The sequence below is a fragment of the Ferrovibrio sp. GW821-FHT12F09 genome (assembly GCF_058806775.1).
The window spans coordinates 618,033-643,094 of sequence record NZ_JBXAPZ010000001.1 but is presented as its reverse complement, the minus strand read 5'-3'; the positions used below and the strand labels follow the sequence as shown (position 1 = coordinate 643,094).

The following is a 25,062-nucleotide window of genomic DNA, read 5'->3' as shown; positions in this document are numbered from 1 at the left end:
GACCCGATGAGTATCCGCGCGCGTCTGTATTTCGCCATCGCCCTGCTGGCTGGCGCGGTGGTGCTGGGCAGCGGCTTCAGCGTGCTGCTGCTGCGCACCGCCGATGCGCAGCTGGAGACCGTGCGCAACCGCGCCATCCGCCCCATCGTGCTGCTGGGCCAGGTGAAGGATGCCTATCAGGCCGACATCGTCGATACGGCGGTGAAGATCCGCAACGACCTGATCGGCTGGGAGCAGGCCGCCAACACCATCGACGAGGCGCGCGGCCGCATCGAGATCGCCTGGGAGAATTACAAGACCGACGTGGAGGATGCCGACGAGAGCCGCCGCACCGAGGACCTGGATATCCGCATCCAGGATTCCGGCGCCGCGATCACCCGGCTGCGCAGCGCCGTGCAGGCGCGCGATGTGCCGGCCGTCGGACGCTTTGTCGACGAGGTGATGTATCCCACCGTCGACCCGATCACCACGCGGCTGGGATCGCTGATCGAATACAAGATCGTTGCCTCCAACCGCACCCTGCGCCAGGCCGGCGCGACGCTCAGCCGTTTCCAGGAAGGCCTGGTGATCGTGCTGACCCTGGTGGGACTGAGCGCCGCCTTTGCCGTCTGGGTGACCCGCAACAAGGTGTCGCGCCCGCTGGCGCGCATGACCGATGCGATGACGGCGGTGGCCGATGGCGACCTGCAGCATCATATCCCCGGCACCGGCAAGCGCGACGAGATCGGCCAGCTGGCGCGCGCGCTCAAGGTGTTCCGCGATGCCGGCCGTGCCCTGCGCCTGGCGCAGGAACAGGCCGAGGCCGCGACGAAAGCGAAATCGGATTTCCTGGCCACCATGAGCCACGAGATCCGCACGCCGATGAACGGCGTGATGTCGATGGCCGAGATGCTGGAGCTGACGCGGCTGGATGTGGACCAGCAGCGCATGGCGAAGGTGATCCGCGAATCCGCCGGCGCGCTGCTGACGGTGATCAACGATATCCTCGATTTTTCCAAGATCGAGGCCGGCAAGCTGGATATCGAGACCATTCCCTTCTCGCTCGGCGATGTGGTGGATGGCATCGGCGAACTGCTGATCACGCGGGCCGATGACAAGGGCCTGGATCTGGCGATCGCCATCGATCCGCAGCTTGCCGACCGCCGGCTGGGCGATCCGACGCGCCTGCGCCAGGTTCTGCTCAACCTGGGCGGCAATGCGATCAAGTTCACCGAACGCGGCACGGTGAGCATCCATGTGCGCGCCGACACGGACGACCGACTGCGGTTCGAGATCCGCGATACCGGCATCGGCCTGACGCCGGAACAATGCGCCAGGCTGTTCAAGCCCTTCAGCCAGGCCGACAGCTCAACCGCGCGCAAGTTCGGCGGCACCGGGCTGGGACTTTCGATCTGTCATCGCCTCTGCGACATGATGGGCGGCCGTATCGGCGTCGACAGCATGCCGGGCGCGGGCTCGGTCTTCTGGTTCGAGCTGCCGTTGCCGGCGGAAGCCGGCAGCACGGCGCCGGCGCCGGCGGTCGACATTGCCGGCGGCCGCGTGCTGCTGGCGGGTCTGCCGCAGCCGCTGGCCGATGCGGCCACCAGCTATCTGCAGGCCGCCGGCCTGAGCATCAGTGCCATGGTCGACGATCTGCAGGCGGCAGCAAAACTGCCGCGCGACAGCTACGATCTGGTGCTGGTCGATGCGCGCTGCGAGGACCCGCCGAGGCTGGAGGCGCCGCATCTGCTGGGCGCCGGCACCGCCTGCATCCTGGCGGCCTCGCGCTACCTGGTCTCGACGCTGGATGCGGCGGACGCCGCGCAGTTCAGCGCCAGCCTGACCTATCCGCTGCACCGGGCCACCCTGTGGCGCGCGGTGGCGATGGCGCGCGGGCTGGCGGTGCCCGACCTGCCGGCCGCCACCGAACGCGAGGACATGGCCTTTGCGCCGCCGGATTTCGAGGTGGCGGCGGCGCGGGGTGCGATGATCCTGGTGGCGGAAGACAACCCGACCAACCAGATGGTGATCCGCCAGATGCTGTCGCGCATGGGCTTTGCCTGCGACATCGCGAAAGACGGTGCCGCGGCGCTGAAGCAGTATGAGCTGGAGCGCGGCAGCTATGGCCTGCTGCTGACCGACTTCCACATGCCGGAAATGGACGGCTTCGCGCTCACCGCCGCGATCCGCGCCGCGGAAGCCGCAGAGGGCCGGGCGCGTCTGCCGATCATCGCACTGACCGCCGATGCGCTGACCGGCACCGAGCAGAAATGCTTCGATGCCGGCATGGACGGCTATCTGACCAAGCCGATCGACAGCCGCGCCCTGGGGCGCCTGCTGGGGCAATGGCTGCCGCAGGCCCTGCCGCTGCGCCAGCCGGCACCGACCGAGAAACCGGACGCCGCGCCGGCTCAGGCCGCCGCGCCGGCGCTTGGCTGGGACAGCGATATCTTCGATCCGGCCAAGCTGGCCGAGAGTTTCGGCAGCTTCAACGCCATGGCGCGGCAGCTGCTGCAGGATTTCGTCGCCGATGCGCAGATCCGCATCGACGCGATCAACCATGCCGTCACGATCCCCGACATGGCCGAGGTGCGGCATCTGGCCCATGCGATGAAGGGCGGCGCGCTGACCATCGGCATCGGCCGGCTCGGCGCGCTGGCCTCCAACCTGCAGGATGCCTGCGACGACAACGATGCCGAGACCGTCGCGCTGATGGCCGAGCTGATGGCGCCGACGCTGGACGAACTGCGCGACCTGCTGCCCCAGATACTCAAAAGCTGAAAACGAGTCCGACCCCATGAGCGACGACAAAGCCCGCTACGACAAGATCCGCATCCTGGTGATCGAGGATGAATCCTATACCCGCATGATGATCGTCGGCCTGCTGCGGCAGATCGGTTTCCAGAATATCCACGAGGCCTCCGAAGGCGGACAGGGTTTCCGCGAGACCGTGCGCGTCCGGCCGCAGGTGGTGCTGTGCGACGTGCATATGGAACCGGTGGATGGCCTGGGCTATCTCACCAAGCTGCGCGGCTTTGCCAACGAGGGTCTGGCGCACACGCCGGTGATCTTCCTCACCGCCGACAAGCAGCAGGAGACCGTGGTGTCAGCCAAGCAGCTGAAGGTGGACGGCTATCTGGTCAAGCCGGTGGCGCTGGCGCTGCTCAAGCAGCGCATCGACGCGCTGCTGAAATTCCATGGATTGATTTAAAGCGGCCTACTCGGCGGCCTGTTTTGCGGTGGCGGCAGTCGACGGACGCGCGTCTTCCTGCTGCCAGCGCACCGCGATCTCGCTGATGCTGTCCAGCATCGGATTGAGTTCGGCGCCGCGCGCCGCCAGGCTGTAGGTCACCTGCGGCGGAATCGTCGCCTGGTAGTCGCGATGCACCAGGCGTGCCTCTTCCAGCATGCGCAGGCGCTCGGTCAGCACTTTCGCCGAGATGCCGCCGACCTCGCGCTTCAGCTCGCCGAAGCGGCGCGGCCCCTGGGTGCGCAGGATATACAGGATGTAGGTGGTCCATGGTCCCATCAGCAGCCGCAGCACCGCATCGATCGGACAGCCCATATGCTGCTCGCCGGCAGGTTTGACCGTCTTGATCGGCAGGCTGGTGCTCATGGCGCAAACTCCTGAAACTGTGACGGCGGTATGGTCAAACGCCTTTAGTCACTTTTAAGTACCTACTTTACTCAGGAAATCAAGGGGTCATATTAATGGTCACCTGAAGTAACCAACATGCTTCAGGTGACTTAGAAATTCCCTATTCCTGCAAGGACTTACTCCAATGACCCAGGTTGCCATCGTCTATCACAGCGGCTACGGCCATACCCAGAAACAGGCGGAAGCCGTGGCCGAGGGCGTTGCCCGGGTCAGCGGCGCCAAGGCCGTGCTGGTCCCGGTGGCCGAGGGTGAGGCGCGCATCGCCGAGATCACCGCCGCCGATGCCATCATCTTCGGCTCGCCCACCTATATGGGCAGCGTCTCCGGCCCGTTCAAAACCTTCATGGATTTCACCTCGCAGGTCTGGTACGGCCGCGGCTGGGCCAACAAGATCGCCGCCGGCTTCACCAACTCGGCCTCGCAGTCGGGCGACAAGTTCAACACGCTTGTTCAATTGACAACCTTCGCTGCACAACACGGCATGATCTGGGTCGGCCTCGACATCCTGCCGGGCAACAACAATTCCAAGGGCAGCGTGGAAGACCTCAATCGCCTGGGCAGCTTCCTCGGCGCCATGGCGCAGTCGAATGCCGATGAAGGCCCGGACAAGGGCCCGATCGCCAGCGACCTGGAAACCGCGCGTCGCCTCGGCGAACGCGTCGCCACCGTGACCAAGCAGTATGCCGGCGCCGCCAAGCGCGAGCTGGTGGACGCGTAACTACGCGCGGTCCCTCCATCACACAGATCGTCACCCCGGACTTGATCCGGGGTCCATCCCATCCTTCCGAGCATCGGAACATGCAGATGGACCCTCGGAATGAATCCGAGGGTGACGATCTTTCTTATGATTTCAGACTGACGGCTTCCACATCCAGCGACGGCAGGCTCTGGCCCGGCCAGTCGCGGCGGGTGAAGACCTGGGCCTTGTCGCGTGCGCTGCGCAGGGCGGCGAAATCGAGATCGGCACAGACCCAGCCCGGTTCGTTGAGCGTACCCTGCGCGACCACGCCGTCATCGGGCAGGCCGCGATCCGGCGCGGCATAGACGCCGGCCCAGCCGACATTCACATCCACCGAGGGCGACCAATCGGCATTGCCCACGGTCGGCGCCACCGCCGTGTAGACCTGGTTCTCCAGGGCGCGGGCCCTGGCACCGATGACGACGCGGTTGGCGCCAGCCAGCGTATCGGTGCAGCTCGGCGCCAGGATCAGGTCGGCGCCGGCGGCCGCCATCGCCTGGCCGATCAGCGGGAATTCGATGTCGTAGCAGACGGCGACGCCGAAGCGCAGGCGTTCGCCATTGACGCTGGCATCGAAAACATTCAGCGCCGCGCCGCCATCGATGATCCAGGATTCGCGCTCAAAGCGCGTCATCTGCCGCTTCTCCTGGAAGGCCACGGTGCCCGCTGGCGACAGCACATAGGCGCGGTTCCTGAACACGCTATCAACCCGCACCGGCATGCTGGGCGCGACGATATGCACGTCATGGGTTTTCGCCAGCGCCACCCAGGTGGCGACGAAGGCCTCGTGATAGTCCTGCAGGGCGGCAATCTGCCCGGTGAGATCCTGCTGCAGCACCGGCGACAGCAGCGATGTCAGCTCCATCGCGCCATATTCGGGAAACAGCAGCAGGCGCGCATCCTGCTGCACGGCGCGGTCGACCCAGGCTGCCGCATGGGCCTGCCAGTCGGCGAAGCGCGTGAAGGCGGTGATCGGATACTGCGCGCAGGCGAGGCGGATCATGACAGCCGCTTCATCCAGTAGACCATCGGCTTTTCGGTCTGCGCCGTATCGCCGATATCGAGCCATTTGAATCCGGAGACCAGCGCCGGCTGCTTGGCGTAGCCGCGTTTGGCCCAGAAGCCATCGAGCGGCACGTAATCCTTGGGCCGCAGCGGATGGTCGTCGGGCCGCTGCACCGCGCAGAAGCAGCAGATACTGTAGCCGTGACGGCGGGCGGCGGCCTCGCGCTGCGCGAAGAACTGCACGCCGATGCCATGGCCGCGATATTGGCTAAGCAGCACGGATTCGCCGAAATAGAAAATCTCCGCCGTGTTGAGGCCGGCAGCAACAAACGGCGCGCGCACATACGCGGCCTCTTCATCCAGCGCCAGCGCGGTGCTGGCGCCGACGATATTGTCGCCATCCGTCGCCACGATAATGGTGCCGGTTTTCGCCCTGGCATAGCGCTGCAGGTAGTCGCGCTCGTAGGCCATGTCACCGGCGTAGAGATAGGGCCAGGCGCGGAAGACCTCGATGCGCAGGCGGGCGAGATCGTCCAGCCGCACCCGCAGCTCGTCGCCTTCGAAACGGTGAACGTTCAGGTTGGCGTAGCAGACGGGCGAGGACGATTCCGTCATGCCAGCCTTAACCCGCGACCTGCTTCACCCAGTCGGTCATGTTGTAGGTGTTGGAGATGCGCGCGATCTTGCCGTCGACGATCTCGAAAAAGGCGCCGGCCGGCAGGGTGTAGCGCTGGCCTTCGGCTTCCGGCAGGCCCTCGTCGGATTCCAGATAGACGCCCAGCACGGTGAATTCGGCGGCCGCGCGGCTGCCATCCTGGTTGGTCATGACGAAGAGATCGACGATCTTTTCCTCGTAGCAGCGGTTCATGCGATCGAGGAATTTTCGGAAGGCGGCCTTGCCGGTCTCGCGGCTGCCCTGGTTGATGTCATGCGCCACATCGTCGGTCAGCAGCGCGAGGAAGCCTTCGACATCGCGCACGTTGAAGGCGTCGTAATAGCGCTGAATCAGGGCATTGGCGGCGGAATTGGTCATGATGGGTCCGAATACGAAAAAGGCGCGGCCAGTTTAGCTGGCCGCGCCCGGATTTTCTACGTCGCCCTGGTGATCAGGCCGCCTGGACGGCGATGCCCTTCTCGGTGAGATACTGCTGCAGCTCGCCGTTCTGGTACATCTCGCGCACGATGTCGCAGCCGCCGACGAACTCGCCCTTTACATAGAGCTGCGGGAAGGTCGGCCACTCGGAATATTCCTTCAGGTGGGTGCGGATCGCCGGATCGGCGAGAATGTCCACGCCCTTGAACTTCAGGCCGAGGCGCGACAGCACCTGCACGACGGTTGCCGAGAAGCCGCATTGCGGGAACACCGGGGTGCCCTTCATGAACAGCACGACATCGTTGCTGCCCACTTCCTCGCGGATACGCTCGAATGTCTGTTCTTTCTCGCTCATGACGCTGGTCCTTCGTCCAGAAATATCGTTCGGAATGTTACGGGGTCTGGGTGGTGAGCGCCAGCGCATGAAGCTGGCCGCCCATACGGCCCTTCAGCGCGGCGTAGACCATCTGGTGCTGCTGCACCCGGGTCTTGCCGGCAAAGGCGGTCGACACCACGGTGGCGGCGTAATGGTCGCCGTCGCCGCGCAGGTCCTGGATTTCCACCTGCGCATCCGGCAGGGCATCCTTGATCATCTTCTCGATTTCGGTGGCATCCATCGCCATCGCGGTATTCCTTTTTGGCCGATTTCTTACTTCTTACCGGCCATATAGCCCGGCAGCCAGCCCTCATGAGCCGACTTCAGCGCCGCGACCGATATGGTGCCCTGGCCGGCAAAGGTCAACGCGTCCCCGCCGGTGAGGCCGAGCTTGGCCACCGGGGCGCCGGCAGCTTCAGCCGCCGCGATCACGGCTTCCGCCTGGGCGGCCGGGCAGGTCAGCACATAGCGGGCCTGATCCTCGCCAAAACCGATCTCGAAGGCGTCGCCGCTGGGCAGTTTGACCTCGGCGCCGATGCCGGACGCCATGGCCATTTCGGCCAGCGCCACGGCCAGGCCGCCGTCGGAACAGTCATGCACGGCCGAGACCATGCCCTTGCCGATCAGCAGGCGCACTGCATCGCCATTGGTGCGCTCGGCCTTCAGGTCCACCGCCGGCGGCGGCCCGGCTTCCTGGCCGCAGATGTCGCGCAGGTAGACCGACTGGCCGAGATGGCCGTTGGTCTTGCCGACCAGCAGGATGGCTTCGCCCGGCAGCTTGAAGGCGAGCGTCGCCATCGTCGCCACGTCGTCCAGCACGCCGACGCCGCCGATGGCGGGGGTCGGCAGGATGCCCTTGCCGTTGGTCTCGTTGTAGAGCGACACGTTGCCCGAGACGACCGGATAATCCAGCGCCAGGCAGGCCTCGCGGATGCCTTCGACGGCGCCAACGAACTGCCCCATGATCTCGGGCCGCTCCGGGTTGCCGAAATTCATGTTGTCGGTGATCGCCAGCGGACGGCCACCAACGGCGGTGATGTTGCGCCAGGTTTCGGCCACCGCCTGCTTGCCGCCCTCGACCGGATCGGCAAACACATAGCGCGGCGTGCAGTCGGTGGTCATGGCCAGCGCCTTGGTGGCATGGCCCTCGACGCGCACGACAGCGGCATCGCCGCCGGGGATCTGCGCGGTGTCGCCGCGCACCAGATGATCATACTGCTCCCAGATCCAGCGGCGCGAGGCCATATCGGGCGCCGCAATCAGCTTGCCCAGCGCCTCGACAAACGGCAGCGGATGATTGACGCGGCCGAGCGGCTTCTGCGGCGGGGTCTTCACCCAGGGACGGTCATATTCCGGCGACGCCGCCGCCAGCGGGTCGATCGGCAGATCGCCGACCTGCTCGCCATTGAAGCGCAGCACCATGCGGCCAGTATCAGTGAGATGACCGATCACGGCGAAATCGAGTTCCCACTTTTTGAAGATCGCCTCGGCCTGCGGCTCGCTGCCCGGCTTGAGGATAATGAGCATGCGCTCCTGGCTTTCGGAGAGCATGAATTCAAACGGCGTCATGCCGGTTTCGCGGGCCGGCACCTTGTCGAGATCGATATTGATGCCCATGCCGCCCTTCGACGCCATCTCGAAGGATGACGAGGTGAGGCCGGCGGCGCCCATATCCTGGATGGCGACGATGGTGTCGGTGTCCATCAGCTCGAGGCAGGCTTCGATCAGCAGCTTCTCGGTGAAGGGGTCGCCGACCTGCACGGTGGGACGCTTTTCTTCCGAGTCATCGGTGAACTCGGCCGAGGCCATGGTGGCGCCATGGATGCCGTCGCGGCCGGTCTTGGAGCCGACATAGACGACCGGATTGCCGAGGCCGGCGGCGGCCGAATAGAAAATCTTGTCGGCCCTGGCCAGACCCACGGTCATCGCATTGACCAGGATGTTGCCGTTGTAGCTCGGGTGGAAATTCACCTCGCCGGCCACGGTGGGCACGCCGACGCAGTTGCCATAGCCGCCGATGCCATGCACCACGCCCGACACCAGATGGCGGGTTTTCGCATGATCGGGCGAGCCGAAGCGCAGCGCGTTCAGGTTGGCAACGGGCCGTGCGCCCATGGTGAAGACATCGCGCAGGATGCCGCCGACGCCGGTCGCCGCGCCCTGGTAGGGCTCGATGAAGGAGGGATGGTTGTGGCTTTCCATCTTGAAGATGGCGGCATCGCCGTCGCCGATATCGATGACGCCGGCATTCTCGCCGGGGCCGCAGATCACCCAGGGGGCTTTCGTGGGCAGGGTCTTGAGCCACTTCTTCGATGACTTGTAGGAGCAGTGCTCCGACCACATCACCGAGAAGATGCCGAGTTCGACCTGGTTGGGCACACGGCCCATGATCTCCAGCACCAGATCGTATTCGGCCTTGCTCAGGCCCATCAGGTCGTTCGGATACTGCACGGCCTTCTTCGCTTCACTCACGACAGCGACTCCGCAATCGATTCAAACAGGCCAAGGCCGTCGGTGCCGCCGCAGACCGGGTCGGTGGCATTTTCCGGATGCGGCATCAGGCCGAGCACATTCTTTTTGGCATTGTAGATGCCGGCGATATTGGCGACCGAACCGTTGAGGTTGGTCTCCGGCGCGACCGTGCCGAGGCTGTCGGCATAGCGGAAGGCGATGCGGTCGGCATCCTCCAGCTTTTTCACCGTATCGGCATCCAGCGTGTAGTTGCCGTCATGATGGGCGACGGCGACGCGGATGGTCTGGCCCTGGCGGTATTTCTTCGTGAACTCGCTCGCCGTGGTCTCGACCCGCAGGTCGACCTGGCGGCAGATGAACTGCAGGCCGGCATTGGTCATCAGCGCGCCTGGGAGAAGGCCCGCTTCACAGGCAATCTGAAAGCCGTTGCACACGGCCAGCACGCGGGTGCCGCTGTCTGCGCGCTTCTTCACCTCGCGCATGATCGGCGAATTCGCCGCCATGGCGCCGCAGCGCAGATAGTCGCCATAGGAAAAGCCGCCCGGCAGCACGATCAGGTCGATGTCTTTCGGCAATTCGCTGTCGCCATGCCAGACATCAATCGGCGGCCTGCCGCCGTTGACCTTGGTCAGCGCCATGCGCATGTCGCGCTCGCGGTTCGATCCGGGGAAGGTGATCAGCGCTGCTTTCATTCTCACTCCTGGGCCGGCCGTGCGGGGATCACTGCCGGGCCTTTGGCTGGGTCACGGATTGCACGATGACGCCGTCTTCGGTGCGTCGCATCTGGTAAAGCATGTCGCGGGTGCCGGAAATCGGCGTCCGGCGGCTTTCATCGCTGTAGCCGGCGCTGATGCGCACCACGATGCCGTATTCGCCGGCGCGGGCGCCCGGCCAGGTATCGAGCGGCTCATACTTGTAGGGTTTCAGGCTGCCCTTGTCGGCGCGGAACTGCATTTCATAGCTGATGGTGTTGCGGTCGAAATGTCCGCGCAGCACCTTCTCGATGGCGGGCCAGTCGGCCTTCACCGCCTGCAAAGATGGCGGCGGACCCGCCGCCGATGTCACGTCGCTGTCCAGCGAAGCGGTATAGGTGCGGTGCTCCGAGACTTCGCTGACGCTGTAGGCGGTCGCATTCGAGGTCAGGCGATAGCGCATGATGCGGTTCGGCGCGGCCACCCGCCGGTTGGTATCCAGCGTCTGCGCCGACACCCGCACGATCAGGTCGAGATAACCGGGATCGTCGGCGCGGACGGCCAGCAGGGTCCAGTCGTTGATCCTGGTGCTGCCCGGCGAGGCGAACATCAGGCTGTCGTAGAACGCGAAGTCGCGGGCGGCATGCTGCTTCAGCGCCGGCAGAATCTGCGGCCATTCCGCCTGCACCTGTTCCAGCAGCATGACGCTGCTGGTTTCACCCGCCGCATCGGGCGCCGTCGCAACCTGCGGCGCCGGGCGGGCCGTGCCATAGACAATCTCGTTGACGGCGGTGCGGCCGAGATCCTCGCCGGCGGTCTGCAGTTCCGGATTGAAATATTCGCAGCGCCGCATCTGCTCGCCGGCCGGTGTCATCGCCTTGACGACCAGCAGGCCGATCAGGCCGCTTTCGATCACCACCTGGGCCGGATGCAGCGCCTGGCAATTGACGCCGTATTCGTTCACCCGCAGATACCAGGTCTCGCCGGCCTGCAATTCGCGCTGCTGGTTGGCGCGCGGTGTCTTGTCGGCCAGCAGGCCGGCCCGGATCGCATCGGCCTCATGGCGGCCCGGCGCGACATCCACCAGGCTGATCTGGTTCGGCCCGTTGAGCCGGCCGACATCCGCGCCATTCACCCGCACGCTATGCGCGATGACCGGACGATAGGTGGGGGCGGTGTAGACCACGATGCGGGCCTTGTCGGCCGGCAATGCGGTCAGGCTGGTGGGTTGCGGCACAGCGGCGCAGCCGGCCAGCAGCAGCATTACTGCCGCTGCGCCCGGTCCTGCGTGATGCGCTGCAGCCCCCATGCGGTTCAGCCCACCAGCTCGACCGTGTAATTCTCGATCACGGTGTTGGCCAGCAGCTTCTGCGCCATCTCCTTCACCGCGGCCTCGATCTCGGGCTTCGGCTTCGACGCCAGCGCGCCGTTCAGCTCGAGTTCGATCAGCTTGCCCTGGCGCACTTCGCCGACATCGGCAAAACCGAGCGAATGCAAAGCCTGGCCGATGGCGCGGCCCTGGGGATCGAGCACGCCGTTCTTCAGGCTGACATGGACGCGGGCTTTCATCGGATCATCTTTCCCTTGGTCTCAAAAAGCAGCGGCGGCCTTTAGCAGGGCCGCCGCGGTATTCTCACGGCGCTTTTTCTGGTGCGCCACTTTACTGCATCGTATCGGGACCCTTGATGTCTCGCGGACCGCCTTCGGGGAGAATCCCCAGGCGCCGCGCGACTTCCTGGTAGGCCTCGGCCACATTGCCGAGATCGCGGCGGAAGCGGTCCTTGTCCATCTTCTCGTTGGTCTTCAGATCCCAGAGACGGGCAGAGTCCGGGCTGATCTCGTCGGCCAGGATGATGCGCATCTCGTCATTCTGCCACCAGCGGCCGAATTCGAGCTTGAAGTCGACCAGGCGGATGCCGATGCCGAGGAACAGGCCAGAGAGGAAATCGTTGATGCGCAGCGCGAGGTGCATCAGCTCGTCCACTTCCTGGGGCGTGGCCCAGCCGAAGCAGGTGATGTGCTCTTCCGAAACCAGCGGATCGCCCAGCTCGTCGTTCTTGTAATAGAACTCGACGATGCTGCGCGGCAGCATGGTGCCTTCAGCAACACCCAGACGCGTGGCCAGCGAGCCGGCGGCGACATTGCGCACGACGACTTCCAGCGGAACAATTTCCACTTCCTTGATCAGCTGCTCGCGCATGTTGAGGCGGCGGACGAAATGGGTCGGGATGCCGACCTCGCCCAGACGCGTCATCAGATACTCGGAAATGCGGTTATTCAGGACACCCTTGCCGGTGATGGTGCCCTTCTTCTTGTTATTGAACGCGGTCGCGTCGTCTTTGAAATACTGTACCAGAGTGCCCGGCTCGGGACCCTCGAAGAGGACCTTCGCCTTGCCCTCGTAAACCTGTCTGCGGCGCGTCATGGCACACCTGTCCGGCTATAGGGAAAGCTCGGCCCCTAGATACCGCAAGGGGGATCGTATCGCAATCCGCCGGGGGCGGTTTTCAGCCAGGAAAATCGCCAAGGTTGCGGGTGTGAAATGGCGGTTTTCTGAAATTAAAAGGGTAATCGGGTCCGGGGCTTGCAGCCGGCCCTCCGGCTCCACAATATAATGGCGTTGCTTACCGTCCGTGACCGAGGATTACCATGACCACCTTCGACGACCGCAAAGACGCCTTCGAGAAGAAGCATGCCCATGACGAGGAGCTGGCGTTCAAGGCCGTGGCCCGCCGCAACAAGCTGCTGGGCCTGTGGGTTGCCGGTCAGATCGGCCTGAGCGGCGCCGAAGCCGACGCCTATGCCAAGGATGTGGTGGCAGCCGATTTCGAGGAAGCCGGCGACGCCGACGTGATCCGCAAGGTGCAGGCCGACCTGAAGGCCAAGGGCGTTGAGGTCTCCGACCATCGCCTGACCGCCAAGCTGGCCGAACTGCTGGACGAGGCCAAGAAGCAGCTTTCGGCCTAAACGGCTGATTTCAATACATTTTACCTGACACGCAGGGTCGCCATCATGCCGGCGACCTGATGCTCCAGGATATGACAATGCAGCATCCAGTGGCCCTTGTTGTCGGCCACCAGGGCGAGCTGCGCCTTTTCCTGCGGCTGCAGCAGCACGGTGTCATGCCAGGGCCGGCCGGCCTGCGTCAGGACCCGGAAGACATGGCCGTGCAGGTGGATCGGATGCGGCCAGGATGTGTCGTTGCTGACCTCGAAAACGTAAGTCTTTCCGTGCTTTAGGTCGAAAAGCGGGTTGTGGCCCAGATGGTCGGAATGATCCGCCATGGCCTGGCCGTTCAGGCTCCAGGCGATCTGGTGTTTCTGGAAGGCATCGCGCATGTCGATGCGTTTTCCCCCATCCACCTGCATCTGCGACGGCACGCCCATGCCGCCGCCCAGCACCAGCGGCAGGCGCTCGGCATTCTTCAGGTCGGGTTCGCGCACCGGATTGGGCGCGAGCGCCGCGACAGCGGGACGCTCGTTCTTCTGCCCGCTCGCATCGCCATAGGCCAGATCGGTGAGACGGTGTTCGCGGCCCTGCAGGTCGCGGTCGAACACGGTGTAGCGTTTCCCGGCTTCGCCATCGGCATCGATGATGAGATCGGCGCGCATGCCGGGCCCGAGGATGACGCGGTCGTCCTTGCCCAGCGGACGCGGCACATCGAGCGGATGGCCGTCGAGCGCGATCAGCCAGGGCGCATGATCGGCAAAGCGCAGATCGAAGATGCGCGCATTCGCGGTGTTGACCAGACGCAGGCGAAGGCGCTCGCCAGACGTAACGGCGAAGGGCTGCACGAGACGGCCATTGTTCAGCGCGACATTGCCGAGCCGCCCGGCATGGGTGAGATCCATCGGATGGCGGAAGTCGTCGGTGATCTGCGCGTCTTTATCCAGACGGAAATCACTTAAGACCCAGGCGACATCGCGGTCGACCGCCGGCGGATTCGGTTCATCGACAATGAGCAGGCCGTAGAGGCCGCGACCGACCTGCTCCGGGTTGCCGGCATGGGGGTGATACCAGAAGGTGCCGGCATCCTGGCAGATGAAGTCGTAGTTGAAGGTCGCGCCGGGCTTCACCGGTTTCTGCGTCAGGCCCGGCACGCCGTCCATCGCATTGGGCAGGCGGATGCCGTGCCAGTGGATCGTCGTGTCCTGCGTCAGTCTGTTCTCCAGCGTCACGCGCAGGCGGTCGTTCTGCTTCAGGCGCAGCACCGGACCGGGCAGGCTGTTGTTGTAGGCCCACACACCAGTGGGGCGCTGGCCCGGCATCACCGGCAGTGCCGTCGCCGCCGGCGTCAGGCGAAGATCCAGCGTGGCGGCGGATGCCGCTTTCGGCAGCGCGACAAAGGCGACAGCGGCATAAGACGCAGTGAGAAAAGCGCGGCGTGACAGCATGGCGGACTCCTGTTGCGGAGCGGACTTTAGCCCTGCTTCAGAGACCCTGCACCTTACCACATGGCAAGGCTTGAGATGCTCACGCCTTGTCCGGCCGCAGCGCCAGCCACAGGCCGGCGACCAGCACGACAAGGCCAGCCAGCAGCGGCAGGGTCAGCGGCTCGGCCAGCAGCAGGGCGCCGAGCAGGGCGGCGGTGATCGGGCTCAGGCCGAGGAAGGCCGTGGCCCGCGTCGGCGAGGTATGGCGCAGGGCCCAGAGCCAGCCGAAATAACCGATGCCGCTGCTCAACCCGATGAACAGCACCGCCAGCCAGCCTTTCGGGCTGTAGCCCGACCAGCCGGTGAAGGCGCCTTCGCCGATCGCCAGAATGCCGAGGAAGGCGACGCTGGCCAGCATCGAAAAGGCGCCGACGCTGAGGGTGGGATAGCGCTGCAGATAGGGCTTGAACAGGACACTGCAGAAGGCGCCGCAGAATGCGGCCAGCAGTACGGCGGCCTCGCCGATCCAGTGTTCGGCGCTGGAGGCATCGAAGACCTTCTCGCCCAGCGCCAGGCCGACGCCGCAGATGGTGAGCAGCACGCCGGCGCTCTTGGCCAGCGTCAGGCGTTCGCGGCCGAGCAGGGCCGCGAGGATCATGGTGATGAGCGGGAAGCTGGAGAACAGCAGGGCGGCGCGCGCCGCGGTGATATACGACAGGCTGTAATTGATCAGCGCGATCAGGATGCCGAACTGCACGATGCCCAGCGCGGCAATCGGTGTCACATCGCGCCAGGCGAAGCGCATCGGAATCCGCTGCAGATACAGCGCCGGCAGCAGGCAGAGCGCGCCGATGCTGTAGCGGAACATCGCCAGGGTCGCCGGACCGCTTTCGCCAACCACATAGCGGGTGGCAACCAGCGCCGCGCCGATCTGCACACCGACCGCGGCGGCGACAGCGATCGGCTGCCAGCTTTTCATGACGGCGAGACTTTCACAGTTTGAGATCCCAGGTTTCGCCGATGAGCTGCTGGCCGAAGCTGGGATGCGGTTCGCTATGGGTCAGCCTGAAACCGGCCTTCACATAGATGGCGCGGGCGGCCGTCAGCACGCTGTTGGTCCACAACGTCATTTTCTTGTAGCCCTGCGCGCGCGCAAAGGCGATGCAGGCGCCGACCAGACGATGGCCCAGGCCGATGCCGCGCGCCTTCGGGTCGATGATGACCAGACGCAGTTTGGCCACCGTGGCGGATTTGCGCACCACCACCGCCGAGCCGACCGGTTCGCCATTCATCTCGGCGATGAAACAGACTTCGTTCTCGGGGTCGTAGTCTTTCAGGAACTGCACGGCGATTTCGGCCACCAGGGCCTCAAAGCTGCTGTCCCAGCCGTATTCTTCCGCATAGAGCCGGCCATGGGCGGCGACGATCCAGCCCATGTCGCCGGGGCGGTGCCGGCGCAGGGTCACGACCGGGGTTTCAGGTTTGGTCTTTTCAGGCGCATCGTCGCCGAGCAGCCGCGTGATCGTGCCCATGGCATCGACCAGCTGGCGGCGCGCCGCCGGCGGCAGGGGTTCGAGCAGCGGACTCAGCACCCGGCGCGAGACATCCTCCTGCGGCGCGAAGGCCCGGCGGCCGGCGGCGGTGAGTCTGAGCAGGCTCTGGCGCGCATCTTCGGGCGCCGGCTTGCGGATGACAAAGCCCTGCTTTTCGAAACCGCGCAGCATGCGGCTCAGGTAGCCGGCATCCAGGCCGAGATCGCGTCCCAGATCGCTGGCGGTGACGCGGTCGCGATGCGCCAGCTCGTAGAGCACGCGCGTCTCGGCCAGCGAAAAGGGATCGTAGAGTTTGCTGCCTTCCAGCAGGCCGATCTTCTGGGTGTAGAAGCGGTTGAAGCGACGCATCGCCTCGACCTCGTGGCCGGGATCGTTGGCTGGCTGATGACGCCGGGATGCGGATTTCTGTGCGGCGCCCGGGCTTTGCGCAGCGGCGGAGGATTTCGACATGAGGCGCCCGCTCCCTGCCGGGCGGCGCCACTGTGCCGGCAATACTTGACTTAGTCAACTATTGATCAAGGCCCTGCAGGGCGGCGAGGTAATTTTCGCGCCAATGCGTGACGGTATTGGACCGCAGCACGGCCATCATCGCCTCCCAGCGCTGGCGCCGTTCGTCCAGCGGCATGCTGAGCGCCCGGTGCAGGGCATCGGCGATATGCTCGGTGTCGTAGGGATTGACGATCAGCGCGCCCTTCAGCTCGCGCGCCGCGCCGGCGAAGCGCGACAGCACCAGCACGCCGGGATCGTCGGGATCCTGAGCGGCGACATATTCCTTGGCCACCAGGTTCATGCCGTCGCGCAGCGGCGTGATCAGGCCGACCTTGGCATGGCGGTAGAAGCCGGCCAGGGAATTGCGGGAAAACGACTTATTGAGATACCGCACCGGCACCCAGTCGAACTCGGCGAATTTGCCGTTGATGCGACCGGTCAGGCCATCCAGTTCGCTGCGCAGCTTGCGATACTGCGCCACCTCGCCGCGCGAGATCGGCGCGATCTGCATGAAGGTCACCTTGCCGCGATGCTCGGCGCGGTTGGCCAGCAGATGGTGGAAGGCCTCGAAACGCTGCGGGATGCCCTTGGAGTAATCCAGGCGGTCGACACCGATCACCATCCGGCGGCCAGCCAGACTGTCGACCAGGCGACGGGTCTCTTCGCTGCTGGCTTCCTTGGCCGCGATGGTGGCGAAGTCTTCGGTGTCGATGCCGATGGGAAAGGCGCCGACCCGCAGCTCGCGGCCGTAAGCGGCCACGCGGCCATCGTCGCCGACCGTGCCATTGGCTTCATGCAGGATGTATTCGGTCAGCGCCCGCACGTCGCTCTGGGTCTGGAAACCAACCAGATCGTAGGCACAGAGATCGCGCACCAGCCGCTCATGGCCCGGCAACGCCGCCAGCACCTCGGGCGCCGGGAAGGGAATATGCAGGAAGAAGCCGATGCGATTGGTGACGCCGCGCCGGCGCAGTTCGGCCGCCAGCGGGATGAAGTGGTAATCGTGAATCCAGATCACGTCATCGGGCTTGAGCAGCGGCACCAGCTGTTCGGCGAAGCGCGCATTCACCGCCAGATAGGCGTCCCAGGACGAGCGGTGGAAATCGATCAGGCCGAGACGGTAATGGCACAGCGGCCACAGCGTGGCATTGGCGAATTCGAGATAGAAACCCTTGTGCTCGGCCGGCGAGAGATCGAGCACGGCATAGTTCACCCGGCCCTGGCTGGCGCGGCGCGGCGTCTCGGACGGCGCATCCGCCACCTCGCCACTCCAGCCGAACCACAGGCCGCCATGCTGCTGCAGCGACTCTTTCAATGCCACCGCCAGGCCACCGGCGCGGCCCAGGCGTTCACGCGGCATGGCAACGCGGTTCGAAACGATTACGAGCCGCGCCAAAACGCCTCCTCCCAGCTTTTGGACAGTCGCATGGCGCAAACGATCAATCCAACCATCGAGTAGGTCTGCGGGAAATTGCCCCATAGCTCACCTGTCTGCGTATCCAGGTCTTCCGAGAGAAGGCCCAGGTGGTTGCGGGAGGCCAGCAGGCCCTCGAAAATCTCGCGCGCCTCGTCACGGCGGCCGACGGCGGCCAGCGCATCGACATACCAGAAGGTGCAGATCGAGAAGGCATTGTGCGGCAGGCCGAAATCGTCGGGCGCCACATAGCGCATCAGATGGCTGCCGCGTTTCAGATGCCTGCCGATGGCATCGACGGTGCCGAGAAACCGCGGATCGTCGGCGGCCACGAAGCCGATTTCCTGCAGCAGCAGCAAAGAGGCATCGAGGTCACTGCCGTTGAAACTCTCGACGAAGCTGTTCAGTTCCGGATTCCAGGCCTGCTCGATGATCGCCTTGCGGATGCGGTCGGCATGGTCGCGCCAGTAGGCGGCGCGGTCGGGTAGCTCCAGCACGCCGGCGATCCGGGCGAGCCGGCGGCAGGCCGCCCAGCACATGGCCGCCGAATGGGTATGCACGCGCGCCCGGCCGCGAAATTCCCACAGGCCGGCATCGGGCGTGAGCGCCAGGCCGGCCGCCATTTCGCCCAGGCCTTCGAGCTGACGGAACAGCGCGACATCGCCCTGGCGGGGCAGGCGGCGGTCGAAGAACATCTGCGCCACCGCCAGCACAATGGAGCCATAGGTATCGTTCTGGCGCTGCGAAAACGCGGCATTGCCGTGCCGCACCGGGCCCATGCCGCGATAGCCCGTCAGGCCGGGCATGGTGCGCTCTTCCAGCGAAGTGGCCGGATTGAGCCCATAGACCGGCTGCAGTTCGGCGCCGGGATTGAGCGCCACGGTCGTCGTGATATAGCGGAGGAAATCCTCCATCGTCTTGGTGGCGCCCAGACGATTGAGCGCCTGCACGACGAAGTAGGAATCGCGCAGCCAGCAATAGCGGTAGTCCCAGTTGCGCGGCGTATCGGCGGCTTCCGGGATCGAGGTGGTGAGCGCCGCCAGGATCGCGCCGGTTTCCTCATAGGCGCATAATTTAAGCGTGATGGCGGCGCGGATCACTGCTTCCTGCCACTCGAACGGCACCGAGAGATAGCGCACCCATTCGACCCAGTATTCCACCGTGCGCTCCTGGAACTCGCGGGCCATATGGGTGAGCGAAGCCGTGAAGCTTTCGTCGGGACCGAGCAGCAGGGTGACCGGATTGGTAAGCACGAATTCGCTTTCCGCCTCGATGAAGGCGATCGGCGCATCGGTGGTGAGCCGCAGCGCCGCGCCGGGCGCGGTGAAGCGGATATGGTTGGAGCCGAGCGTGCGGCTCGGCTGTGTCACGCCGTAATCGAACAGCGGGCGGCAGCGGATGCGCAGGACGGGCGTGCCGCTGACCGGTTCGACGCGGCGGAACAGCATGGCCGGACGGTAGGTGCGGTCATACTGTTTGAAGCGCGGGCAGAAATCGGTGATGCGGATCGAAGCGCCATTCTTGTCGGTCAGCGTGGTGACCAGCACGGCGGTATTTTCGATATAGCGCTGGTCGGTCGAGACCATGTCGCGCAAGGCGATGCTGAAGACGCCGTCGTCTTCCAGCTTGGGCTGCAGCAGGTCGCAGAAGACGGGATCGCCATCCAGCCGTGGCGCGCAATGCCAGACAATGCGGGCCTCGCGGTCGATCAGCGCGGCGATCACCGAGTTGCCGATGACGCCAAGATTGAGGTTGCGCCGGTTTTCCGTCATGCCGACCTCTGTGGCGCGGGCTGCGCCTTGACGAAATCCGACAGCCAGCCGCGCACGGCGGCGGGCGCGATGAAGCCCGGGCGCTCGGCGCGGCGCAGCGCCAGCGGACCGACGGCGAGCGAAAAGCCGCCATGCTGCTCGACGGCGCGGAAGCCGTCTTCATCCGTGCGGTCGTCGCCGACGAAAACCGGAATGCGGTCGGCAAAGGCCGGCTGCTGCAGGAAGCGCTCGACCGCCGTGCCCTTGGACTGGGTGGCGTCCTTGATCTCCCAGACGAACTTGCCCGGCATCAGCATCAGGCCTTCCAGACCCGCCATCGCCTGAGCCAGCCGCGCGCCGATCTCGGGGCCAAGCGCCGGCGCATGACGATAATGCACGGCCAGTGCATGGCTCTTGCGCTCGACCACGATGCCGGGATGCAGGCTGCCGAGATGGGCCGCCGCCTCATGCAGGCCGGCGGGCAGCGGCTGCTCGACCACGGGCTGGGCATTGGCGCTGGGGGTCGGCCGCCATTCGCTGCCATGCTGGCCCGAAGCGGCAAGGCGCAGCGGATCGAACAGCCTGTCGATGTTATCGATGGTGCGGCCCGAGATCAGCGCGAGCGCACCATCGAGCAGGCGCGCCGCGACCTGCAGATCGGCGCGCAGCTGATCCGAAACGGATACGTTCTCGGGCGAGTCAGCGATATCCAGCAAGGTGCCGTCGATATCGAGGAACAGCGCCCAGTTCGGTTGCGGCACGGGCGGCAACGGCAGGGCAGCCGCCTCCTGCGCCGCCGCAGGTGTGGTCTGGTCGGTCATCGCTCCGGCTTCCCCCCGCCCGGACGAACCGCGCGGGCAGGTGAAATGTTTGCCCGGTTTTCCCGGGAATACTCGGGAAAAGGAACGTGCGATGACCGTCCGGGTTCCTTAGGCGGGGAGCAGTTTTCCCCCCGCCGGCGGGCGCAGCGCCGCCGTCTGCAGGAAATCCAGCAGCAGCGGATTGACCAGATCGGGCTGCTGCATGGGCGCCATATGACGCCCGCCGGCGACTTCGCGGAAATCAGGGCGGGGCAGCAGGCGGCGCAGCTCGGTACTGACGCCGCGCGCGGCACAGGTGGTGTCGCTGCCGCACAGCAGCAGCAGTGGCATGGTCAGCGCGCTGAAATCCGGCCGCGCGTCATGGCGTTGCAGCAGTGCGCCGAATTCGGCCGCCACCTTGAGCATGCCGGCAGCGAGTGTAGCCTGCTGTGCATCGGGCAAAGATTCAAAAGCGCCCGGCGCGATCCAGTAGGCCAGGAAGACCGAGGCCGCGGTGCGCAGATCGCCGGCGCCGACCAGATCGACTATACCTTGCCCGATACCCGCGATCTCGCGCCAGGCCGTCTGTTCCGTGCTGTCGCGCAGCAGCGCGAACATCACCGGCTCATAGAGCGCCAGCGCAGCAATGCGCGCGGGATGCAGCAACGCCAGTTCCAGCGCCACGGCGCCGCCATAGGAATGGCCGATGACATGCAGCGGGCCATCAACCTGCTGCAGCAATGCACCGAGCATCTCCATCTCGGCCTGCAGGATCGAAGCAGGTTGAGATGGAGATGGCGGCAACGGCGTCCCGCCATAGCCGAACAGGTCTGGCGCAAGGATGCGCCAGCGCTCGCCCAGTTGCGCCATCAGCAGCCGCCATTGCCGGTGCGACGCGCCACTGGAATGCAACAGCAGCAGGTTGGGTGCGTCGCTGGCCGCGGGCGCGCTGTCGATATAATGCAGACGGCCGGTAGCGGTTTCGAGCATCGGCATGGCGTCAGCCCCGGAATTTGAAGCCGGGAATCAGGGCGGGCACGCGGGTGCGATAATCGCGGTACCGGTCGCCGAAGGCCGCGATCAGGTCGCGTTCCTCATAGGCGATGCCGATCAGGATATAGACGCTCATGCCGATGGCGAAGAGCAGGTGACCGACCGACATCAGCGGCGTGGCCCAGAAGATCAGCAGCCAGCCGGTATAGATCGGATGCCGCATGTAGCGATAAAGCCAGGACGTGCGGAATTCGTCGCTGGGCGACGGCAAGCCGCGCCAGCGACGCCAGGCCTGCGCCAGGCCGAAGAGTTCGAAATGGTCGATCATGAAGGTGCTGGCGACCAGCAGCAGCCAACCGAAACCATAGAGTGCCCAGAGCAGCGTGACGACGAGCGGATCGCTGGCCTGCCAGACGATGGCCGGCAGCGGCTGCCATAGCAGGATCAGCGGCACCAGCATCACGGACGACATCAGGACATAGAACGCACGCTCCAATGGCTGGGGCACCGTAGCGGTCAGCCACCGCTTGAAGGCCGGACGCGCCATCACGCTGTGCTGCAAACCGAACAGGGCGATCAGGCCGATATCGCCGGCGACGGCCTGCCAGGATGAGAGCGGCGGCCAGACCGTGGCGTCGATATGGATGGGCAACGGCAGCGGCAGTGCCGCGCCAACGAGAAATGCCGCGAGTGCAATGACAACCGCGCCGAAGCAGAGATAGGCGAAACCGGCGAATAGCAGACCAAACATGTGCAGACTCCTGAGAGCAAGGCGGGATAACGCCGGCACATATATCAATGCTATTGATAATATCAATAATGTTGATGGGTTAGTGCCGCCCCGGTCCGCCGCCGCACCCTGAACTGCTAGCCCTTTGAAATCCTTGGTGTATGCTGCGGTTCTCCCGCTTCGCTTCCGGACCCCGCCCCATGACGGCCAGTAAAAAAACCGCGAGCCCGCGCAAGACCCTGCTGAATCCCAAGACCCTGCTGAATCCGGCAGGCGGGTCCATCGATGAGACGATCGCGCTGTTCTATCTCGGCTACCGCGCCGGGGTGGCCGGGCCGGGCCGGGTGCTGGACAAGCTGGGCTTCGGCCGGCCGCATCACCGGATTCTCTACGTCGTGGCACGCCAGCCCGGCATCGCGATCGCCAACCTGATCGAAATGCTGGCGGTGTCGCGCCAGGCGCTGCACCGGCCGCTGCGCGACCTGGTCATGCAGGGCTATGTCACGCAGAAGGCGGCGCCGACCAATCGCCGGCTGGCGCTGCTGACGCTGACCACCAAGGGCACGACCCTGGAAAACAAGCTGACCGACCTGCAATACCAGGCCTTCGCCAAGGCTTTCGCCGCCGCCGGACCGGAAGCCGAGCAGCATTGGAAGGCGGTCATGCGTGCCCTGGCCGAGCAGGTTCGCCCGGCCTTCTCGGTCTAGGCAGCGTTTTCGCTCTGAACCTCAGGCCGCGGCGCGGTCGACCGACTGGGCGAAGTAGCGCAGGGCCAGCGGACTCTGCGGCCGGGCATGCAGGCGTTCGGCGCTGAGCGCGCGCAGCAGCGTGCGGTCGTTGGCGCGCCGCGCCGCCTCAATCAGGGTGAGATCAAGCAGGTCGCGCTGGGCATGGCTGCCGCCGAAGCGGCTGGCGATGGTGCGCACCGGACGCAGCAGGGCGATGCAGTCGCGATAGCGACCTTCGCCAAAAGCCACCAGCGCTTCCGCCACCGGCAGGCCGACCTGCGCACTCATCGCCGCGTTACTGATGCCGCTGGCATCGAAGGCGGCATAGCGGATGGTGTCGAGCTGCCGCTCGACCAGATCGCGGCGGCCGGCGCCGATGAAGGCGAGCAGGCCATGCATGTCGTTGAAGGCATAGAAACCGTCCTTCGACAGCGGTGCCCAGGCCTCGGCGATCTCGGTCCAGCGCTGCGCACCGACATCGACGCCGCGCAGATGCAGGCGCCACAGCATGGCCGAGGCATCGATCATGTCGAGCACGACGGCTGAATTGCTGCCGCGGATCACGGTGTCGTAAAGCGCCAGCACGTCGGCATGCTCGTCGCGTTCGAGATGCATCAGCGTCATATGCCACCAGTTATGGATGGCGAGCATGTTGTCGTTCGCCCAGTCGGCCTGGCGCTCGCGCGCCCAGCGGATGCCGTCATCGACGCGCGCCTGCATCTCCATCACATGCGCCACCGCATGATGGGCCCAGCCATCGCGCGGATTGAGAGCGCAGGCCTGGCGGCCGGTCTCCTCGGCGCGGCTGTAGTCGCCGGTTTCCTCCAGGCCGAAGGCGAGCATGCCGAGCACCGCATGATGGCCCGGCATCGCCGCGGTCCAGGCCGGCAGCACGCGCAGCACGCGGTCGCGCAGGTTGCGCGCATCGCCGCGGTAGTAATCGAGCAGATGGCCCATCTGCAGCGCCACGAGATCGCGCGGATGATCGAGCATGATGCGGTCGAAGAGTTCCGACGCCGCCTCGAACCGCCCCAGCACCCAGGCCTCGGCAGCCGCCAGATGGCCAAGCTCGCGCGCGGTCTGCGCCAGACCGCGCGCGGTTTCCAGGCCGCTGCGGGCCGGGGCGAGACCGGCGGCCTCCATGCCGGAGAGGAAAAGATGGGCGCGCAGCAGATGCGCCATGGCGAAATCCGGCGCCGCCGCAATCGCGGCCTCTGCGGTTTCCAGCGGGTTGCCGATATAGCCGTTGAACTGGGCCACGGCCTGTTCGTAAGGGCCGAGCGCGGCGGCATTGGCGCCGCTCAGGGGCTGGCCGTATTGATCCTTCAGCATGATTGGTCTCCGACTTCAAAACAGACTGGTCGGTATAGTTACGAAGGGGAGATCGCGTCAAGGTATACGCAGCCTGGCTGGAGCAACTCTAAATGAGGGTCCTTTTCTTTGATTTGTTTCATATATTTCAGTTACTGCCGAGAAACCTCACAGGCTTGTGAACCGACCAGGCGGTCTGTTACCTTAGATTTCAGGTCAGGAGATTGAATATGCCCCGCGACGGCACCGCCACCCGTACGGCCATCATGGATGCCGCCCAGGCGCTGATCCTGGAGACCGGCTATGCCGCCACGGCGGTGGATGCGGTGATCGCCCGGGCCGGCCTGACCAAGGGCGCCTTCTTCTACCATTTCAAGACCAAAAGCGATCTGGCGCTGGCGCTGGTGCAACGCGATGCAGCGCTGGATGCCGCGCATCTGGAACGCAATCTCGACCGCGCCGAAGCCTTAAGCCGCGACCCGCTGCAGCAGCTGCTGATCTGCATCGGACTCTATGAGGAGGAGATGGCGCAGCTGACCGCACCCTTCCCCGGCTGCCTCTACGCCTCCTTCATCTACGAGGCGCAGATGTTCGACGCGGCCACGCTGGACGTGCTGCGGCAGGTCTTCCGCAACTGGACGACGCGGATCGGCGGCAAGCTGGAAGCGGTGATGGCGCTGTATCCGCCGCGCCTGCCCGTGCAGGCGAAGACGCTGGCCGAGATGAGCCTGGTGCTGCCGGAAGGCGCCTTCATCCTGTCGAAGGTGCAGCGCGATTCCACCGTCATCGCGGCGCAGTGGCGGCATTACCGCAACTATCTCGAACTGCTGTTCGCACCCCAGCTGCCCGATCCCGCGTCTGTGAAATCCGACCCGCTGGACGCGGTGGCGCTGCCCGCCTAGTCTG

General features: G+C 65.3%; 26 protein-coding genes. 6 read left to right on the top strand and 20 right to left on the bottom strand.

Annotated features, from left to right (window positions below):
- Positions 1 to 6 precede the first annotated feature (6 nt).
- Positions 7 to 2,760: a hybrid sensor histidine kinase/response regulator gene (locus tag AC1ROB_RS03310; protein ID WP_492973696.1), complete on the top strand. Its 2,754-nt coding sequence runs from the start codon at positions 7 to 9 to the stop codon at positions 2,758 to 2,760.
- Positions 2,761 to 2,776: 16 nt separating this feature from the next.
- A complete protein-coding gene (locus AC1ROB_RS03305; protein ID WP_492973695.1) occupies positions 2,777 to 3,190 on the top strand; it encodes a response regulator in 414 nt (137 codons plus the stop codon).
- A gap of 6 nt (positions 3,191 to 3,196) precedes the next feature.
- Here AC1ROB_RS03305 and AC1ROB_RS03300 read toward each other — a convergent pair whose 3' ends face one another.
- Positions 3,197 to 3,595: a winged helix-turn-helix transcriptional regulator gene (locus tag AC1ROB_RS03300; RefSeq protein WP_492973694.1), complete on the bottom strand. Its 399-nt coding sequence runs from the start codon at positions 3,593 to 3,595 to the stop codon at positions 3,197 to 3,199.
- 166 nt (positions 3,596 to 3,761) lie between these two features.
- Between AC1ROB_RS03300 and AC1ROB_RS03295 the strand changes: the two genes are divergently transcribed.
- Positions 3,762 to 4,355: a flavodoxin family protein gene (locus AC1ROB_RS03295; RefSeq protein WP_492973693.1), complete on the top strand. Its 594-nt coding sequence runs from the start codon at positions 3,762 to 3,764 to the stop codon at positions 4,353 to 4,355.
- Positions 4,356 to 4,479: 124 nt separating this feature from the next.
- On the opposite strand, the gene AC1ROB_RS03290 is transcribed toward AC1ROB_RS03295, so the two are convergent.
- The 10 genes from AC1ROB_RS03290 to purC all read right to left on the bottom strand — a co-directional run bounded on the left by AC1ROB_RS03290 (position 4,480) and on the right by purC (position 12,439).
- On the bottom strand, positions 4,480 to 5,379 hold the full coding sequence (locus tag AC1ROB_RS03290) for a carbon-nitrogen hydrolase family protein (protein WP_492973692.1): 900 nt from the start codon (positions 5,377 to 5,379) through the stop codon (positions 4,480 to 4,482).
- Complete coding sequence (locus AC1ROB_RS03285; protein WP_492973691.1) at positions 5,376 to 5,996, bottom strand: GNAT family N-acetyltransferase; 621 nt, start codon at positions 5,994 to 5,996, stop codon at positions 5,376 to 5,378. The genes AC1ROB_RS03290 and AC1ROB_RS03285 overlap by 4 nt, the downstream gene beginning before the upstream one ends.
- A 7-nt stretch (positions 5,997 to 6,003) precedes the next feature.
- A complete protein-coding gene (locus AC1ROB_RS03280; protein WP_492973690.1) occupies positions 6,004 to 6,414 on the bottom strand; it encodes a ketosteroid isomerase-related protein in 411 nt (136 codons plus the stop codon).
- Between the two features lie 73 nt (positions 6,415 to 6,487).
- Complete coding sequence (grxD, locus tag AC1ROB_RS03275; RefSeq protein WP_492973689.1) at positions 6,488 to 6,829, bottom strand: Grx4 family monothiol glutaredoxin; 342 nt, start codon at positions 6,827 to 6,829, stop codon at positions 6,488 to 6,490.
- A gap of 37 nt (positions 6,830 to 6,866) precedes the next feature.
- A complete protein-coding gene (locus AC1ROB_RS03270; RefSeq protein WP_492973688.1) occupies positions 6,867 to 7,097 on the bottom strand; it encodes a BolA family protein in 231 nt (76 codons plus the stop codon).
- A 26-nt stretch (positions 7,098 to 7,123) separates the two neighbouring features.
- The gene (gene purL, locus AC1ROB_RS03265; RefSeq protein WP_492973720.1) at positions 7,124 to 9,280 is read right to left on the bottom strand and encodes a phosphoribosylformylglycinamidine synthase subunit PurL; all 2,157 of its coding nucleotides are present in this window, start codon (positions 9,278 to 9,280) and stop codon (positions 7,124 to 7,126) included.
- Between the two features lie 38 nt (positions 9,281 to 9,318).
- A complete protein-coding gene (gene purQ, locus AC1ROB_RS03260) occupies positions 9,319 to 10,014 on the bottom strand; it encodes a phosphoribosylformylglycinamidine synthase subunit PurQ (RefSeq protein ID WP_492973687.1) in 696 nt (231 codons plus the stop codon).
- 28 nt (positions 10,015 to 10,042) lie between these two features.
- On the bottom strand, positions 10,043 to 11,278 hold the full coding sequence (locus AC1ROB_RS03255) for a hypothetical protein (RefSeq protein WP_492973686.1): 1,236 nt from the start codon (positions 11,276 to 11,278) through the stop codon (positions 10,043 to 10,045).
- Between the two features lie 50 nt (positions 11,279 to 11,328).
- Positions 11,329 to 11,583 (bottom strand): phosphoribosylformylglycinamidine synthase subunit PurS, encoded by a 255-nt coding sequence (purS, locus tag AC1ROB_RS03250; protein WP_492973685.1) that lies wholly within the window; start codon positions 11,581 to 11,583, stop codon positions 11,329 to 11,331.
- A gap of 91 nt (positions 11,584 to 11,674) precedes the next feature.
- A complete protein-coding gene (gene purC / locus AC1ROB_RS03245; protein WP_492973684.1) occupies positions 11,675 to 12,439 on the bottom strand; it encodes a phosphoribosylaminoimidazolesuccinocarboxamide synthase in 765 nt (254 codons plus the stop codon).
- Between the two features lie 224 nt (positions 12,440 to 12,663).
- Between purC and AC1ROB_RS03240 the strand changes: the two genes are divergently transcribed.
- Positions 12,664 to 12,981, top strand: a complete 318-nt coding sequence (locus AC1ROB_RS03240; protein WP_492973683.1) for a DUF1476 domain-containing protein — start codon at positions 12,664 to 12,666, stop codon at positions 12,979 to 12,981.
- A gap of 20 nt (positions 12,982 to 13,001) precedes the next feature.
- Here the strand turns inward: AC1ROB_RS03240 and AC1ROB_RS03235 are convergent, their stop codons facing one another.
- The 8 genes from AC1ROB_RS03235 to AC1ROB_RS03200 form a co-directional block, all read right to left on the bottom strand.
- Entirely contained in the window at positions 13,002 to 14,408 is a 1,407-nt protein-coding gene (locus AC1ROB_RS03235) for a multicopper oxidase family protein (protein WP_492973682.1), read from the bottom strand.
- 79 nt (positions 14,409 to 14,487) lie between these two features.
- The gene (locus AC1ROB_RS03230; protein ID WP_492973681.1) at positions 14,488 to 15,366 is read right to left on the bottom strand and encodes a DMT family transporter; all 879 of its coding nucleotides are present in this window, start codon (positions 15,364 to 15,366) and stop codon (positions 14,488 to 14,490) included.
- Between the two features lie 13 nt (positions 15,367 to 15,379).
- A complete protein-coding gene (locus AC1ROB_RS03225) occupies positions 15,380 to 16,390 on the bottom strand; it encodes a bifunctional helix-turn-helix transcriptional regulator/GNAT family N-acetyltransferase (protein ID WP_492973680.1) in 1,011 nt (336 codons plus the stop codon).
- Positions 16,391 to 16,448: 58 nt separating this feature from the next.
- A complete protein-coding gene (gene otsA / locus AC1ROB_RS03220) occupies positions 16,449 to 17,825 on the bottom strand; it encodes an alpha,alpha-trehalose-phosphate synthase (UDP-forming) (RefSeq protein WP_492973679.1) in 1,377 nt (458 codons plus the stop codon).
- Positions 17,810 to 19,615 carry a glycoside hydrolase family 15 protein gene (locus AC1ROB_RS03215; protein ID WP_492973678.1) on the bottom strand — a complete coding sequence of 602 codons (1,806 nt, stop codon included), beginning with the start codon at positions 19,613 to 19,615 and terminating at the stop codon, positions 17,810 to 17,812. Before AC1ROB_RS03215 ends, otsA begins: the two co-directional genes overlap by 16 nt.
- Positions 19,612 to 20,415: a trehalose-phosphatase gene (gene otsB / locus AC1ROB_RS03210; protein ID WP_492973677.1), complete on the bottom strand. Its 804-nt coding sequence runs from the start codon at positions 20,413 to 20,415 to the stop codon at positions 19,612 to 19,614. Before otsB ends, AC1ROB_RS03215 begins: the two co-directional genes overlap by 4 nt.
- A 108-nt stretch (positions 20,416 to 20,523) precedes the next feature.
- Entirely contained in the window at positions 20,524 to 21,390 is an 867-nt protein-coding gene (locus AC1ROB_RS03205) for an alpha/beta fold hydrolase (protein ID WP_492973676.1), read from the bottom strand.
- A 4-nt stretch (positions 21,391 to 21,394) separates the two neighbouring features.
- On the bottom strand, positions 21,395 to 22,138 hold the full coding sequence (locus AC1ROB_RS03200) for a methyltransferase family protein (protein WP_492973675.1): 744 nt from the start codon (positions 22,136 to 22,138) through the stop codon (positions 21,395 to 21,397).
- Between the two features lie 179 nt (positions 22,139 to 22,317).
- On the opposite strand from AC1ROB_RS03200, the gene AC1ROB_RS03195 reads away from it, so the two are divergent.
- Positions 22,318 to 22,824 carry a MarR family transcriptional regulator gene (locus AC1ROB_RS03195; RefSeq protein ID WP_492973674.1) on the top strand — a complete coding sequence of 169 codons (507 nt, stop codon included), beginning with the start codon at positions 22,318 to 22,320 and terminating at the stop codon, positions 22,822 to 22,824.
- Between the two features lie 21 nt (positions 22,825 to 22,845).
- Here the strand turns inward: AC1ROB_RS03195 and AC1ROB_RS03190 are convergent, their stop codons facing one another.
- The gene (locus AC1ROB_RS03190; protein WP_492973673.1) at positions 22,846 to 24,177 is read right to left on the bottom strand and encodes a tetratricopeptide repeat protein; all 1,332 of its coding nucleotides are present in this window, start codon (positions 24,175 to 24,177) and stop codon (positions 22,846 to 22,848) included.
- Between the two features lie 209 nt (positions 24,178 to 24,386).
- Here AC1ROB_RS03190 and AC1ROB_RS03185 point away from each other — a divergent pair, with 209 nt between their 5' ends.
- Positions 24,387 to 25,058, top strand: a complete 672-nt coding sequence (locus AC1ROB_RS03185; RefSeq protein WP_492973672.1) for a TetR/AcrR family transcriptional regulator — start codon at positions 24,387 to 24,389, stop codon at positions 25,056 to 25,058.
- Positions 25,059 to 25,062 lie beyond the last annotated feature (4 nt).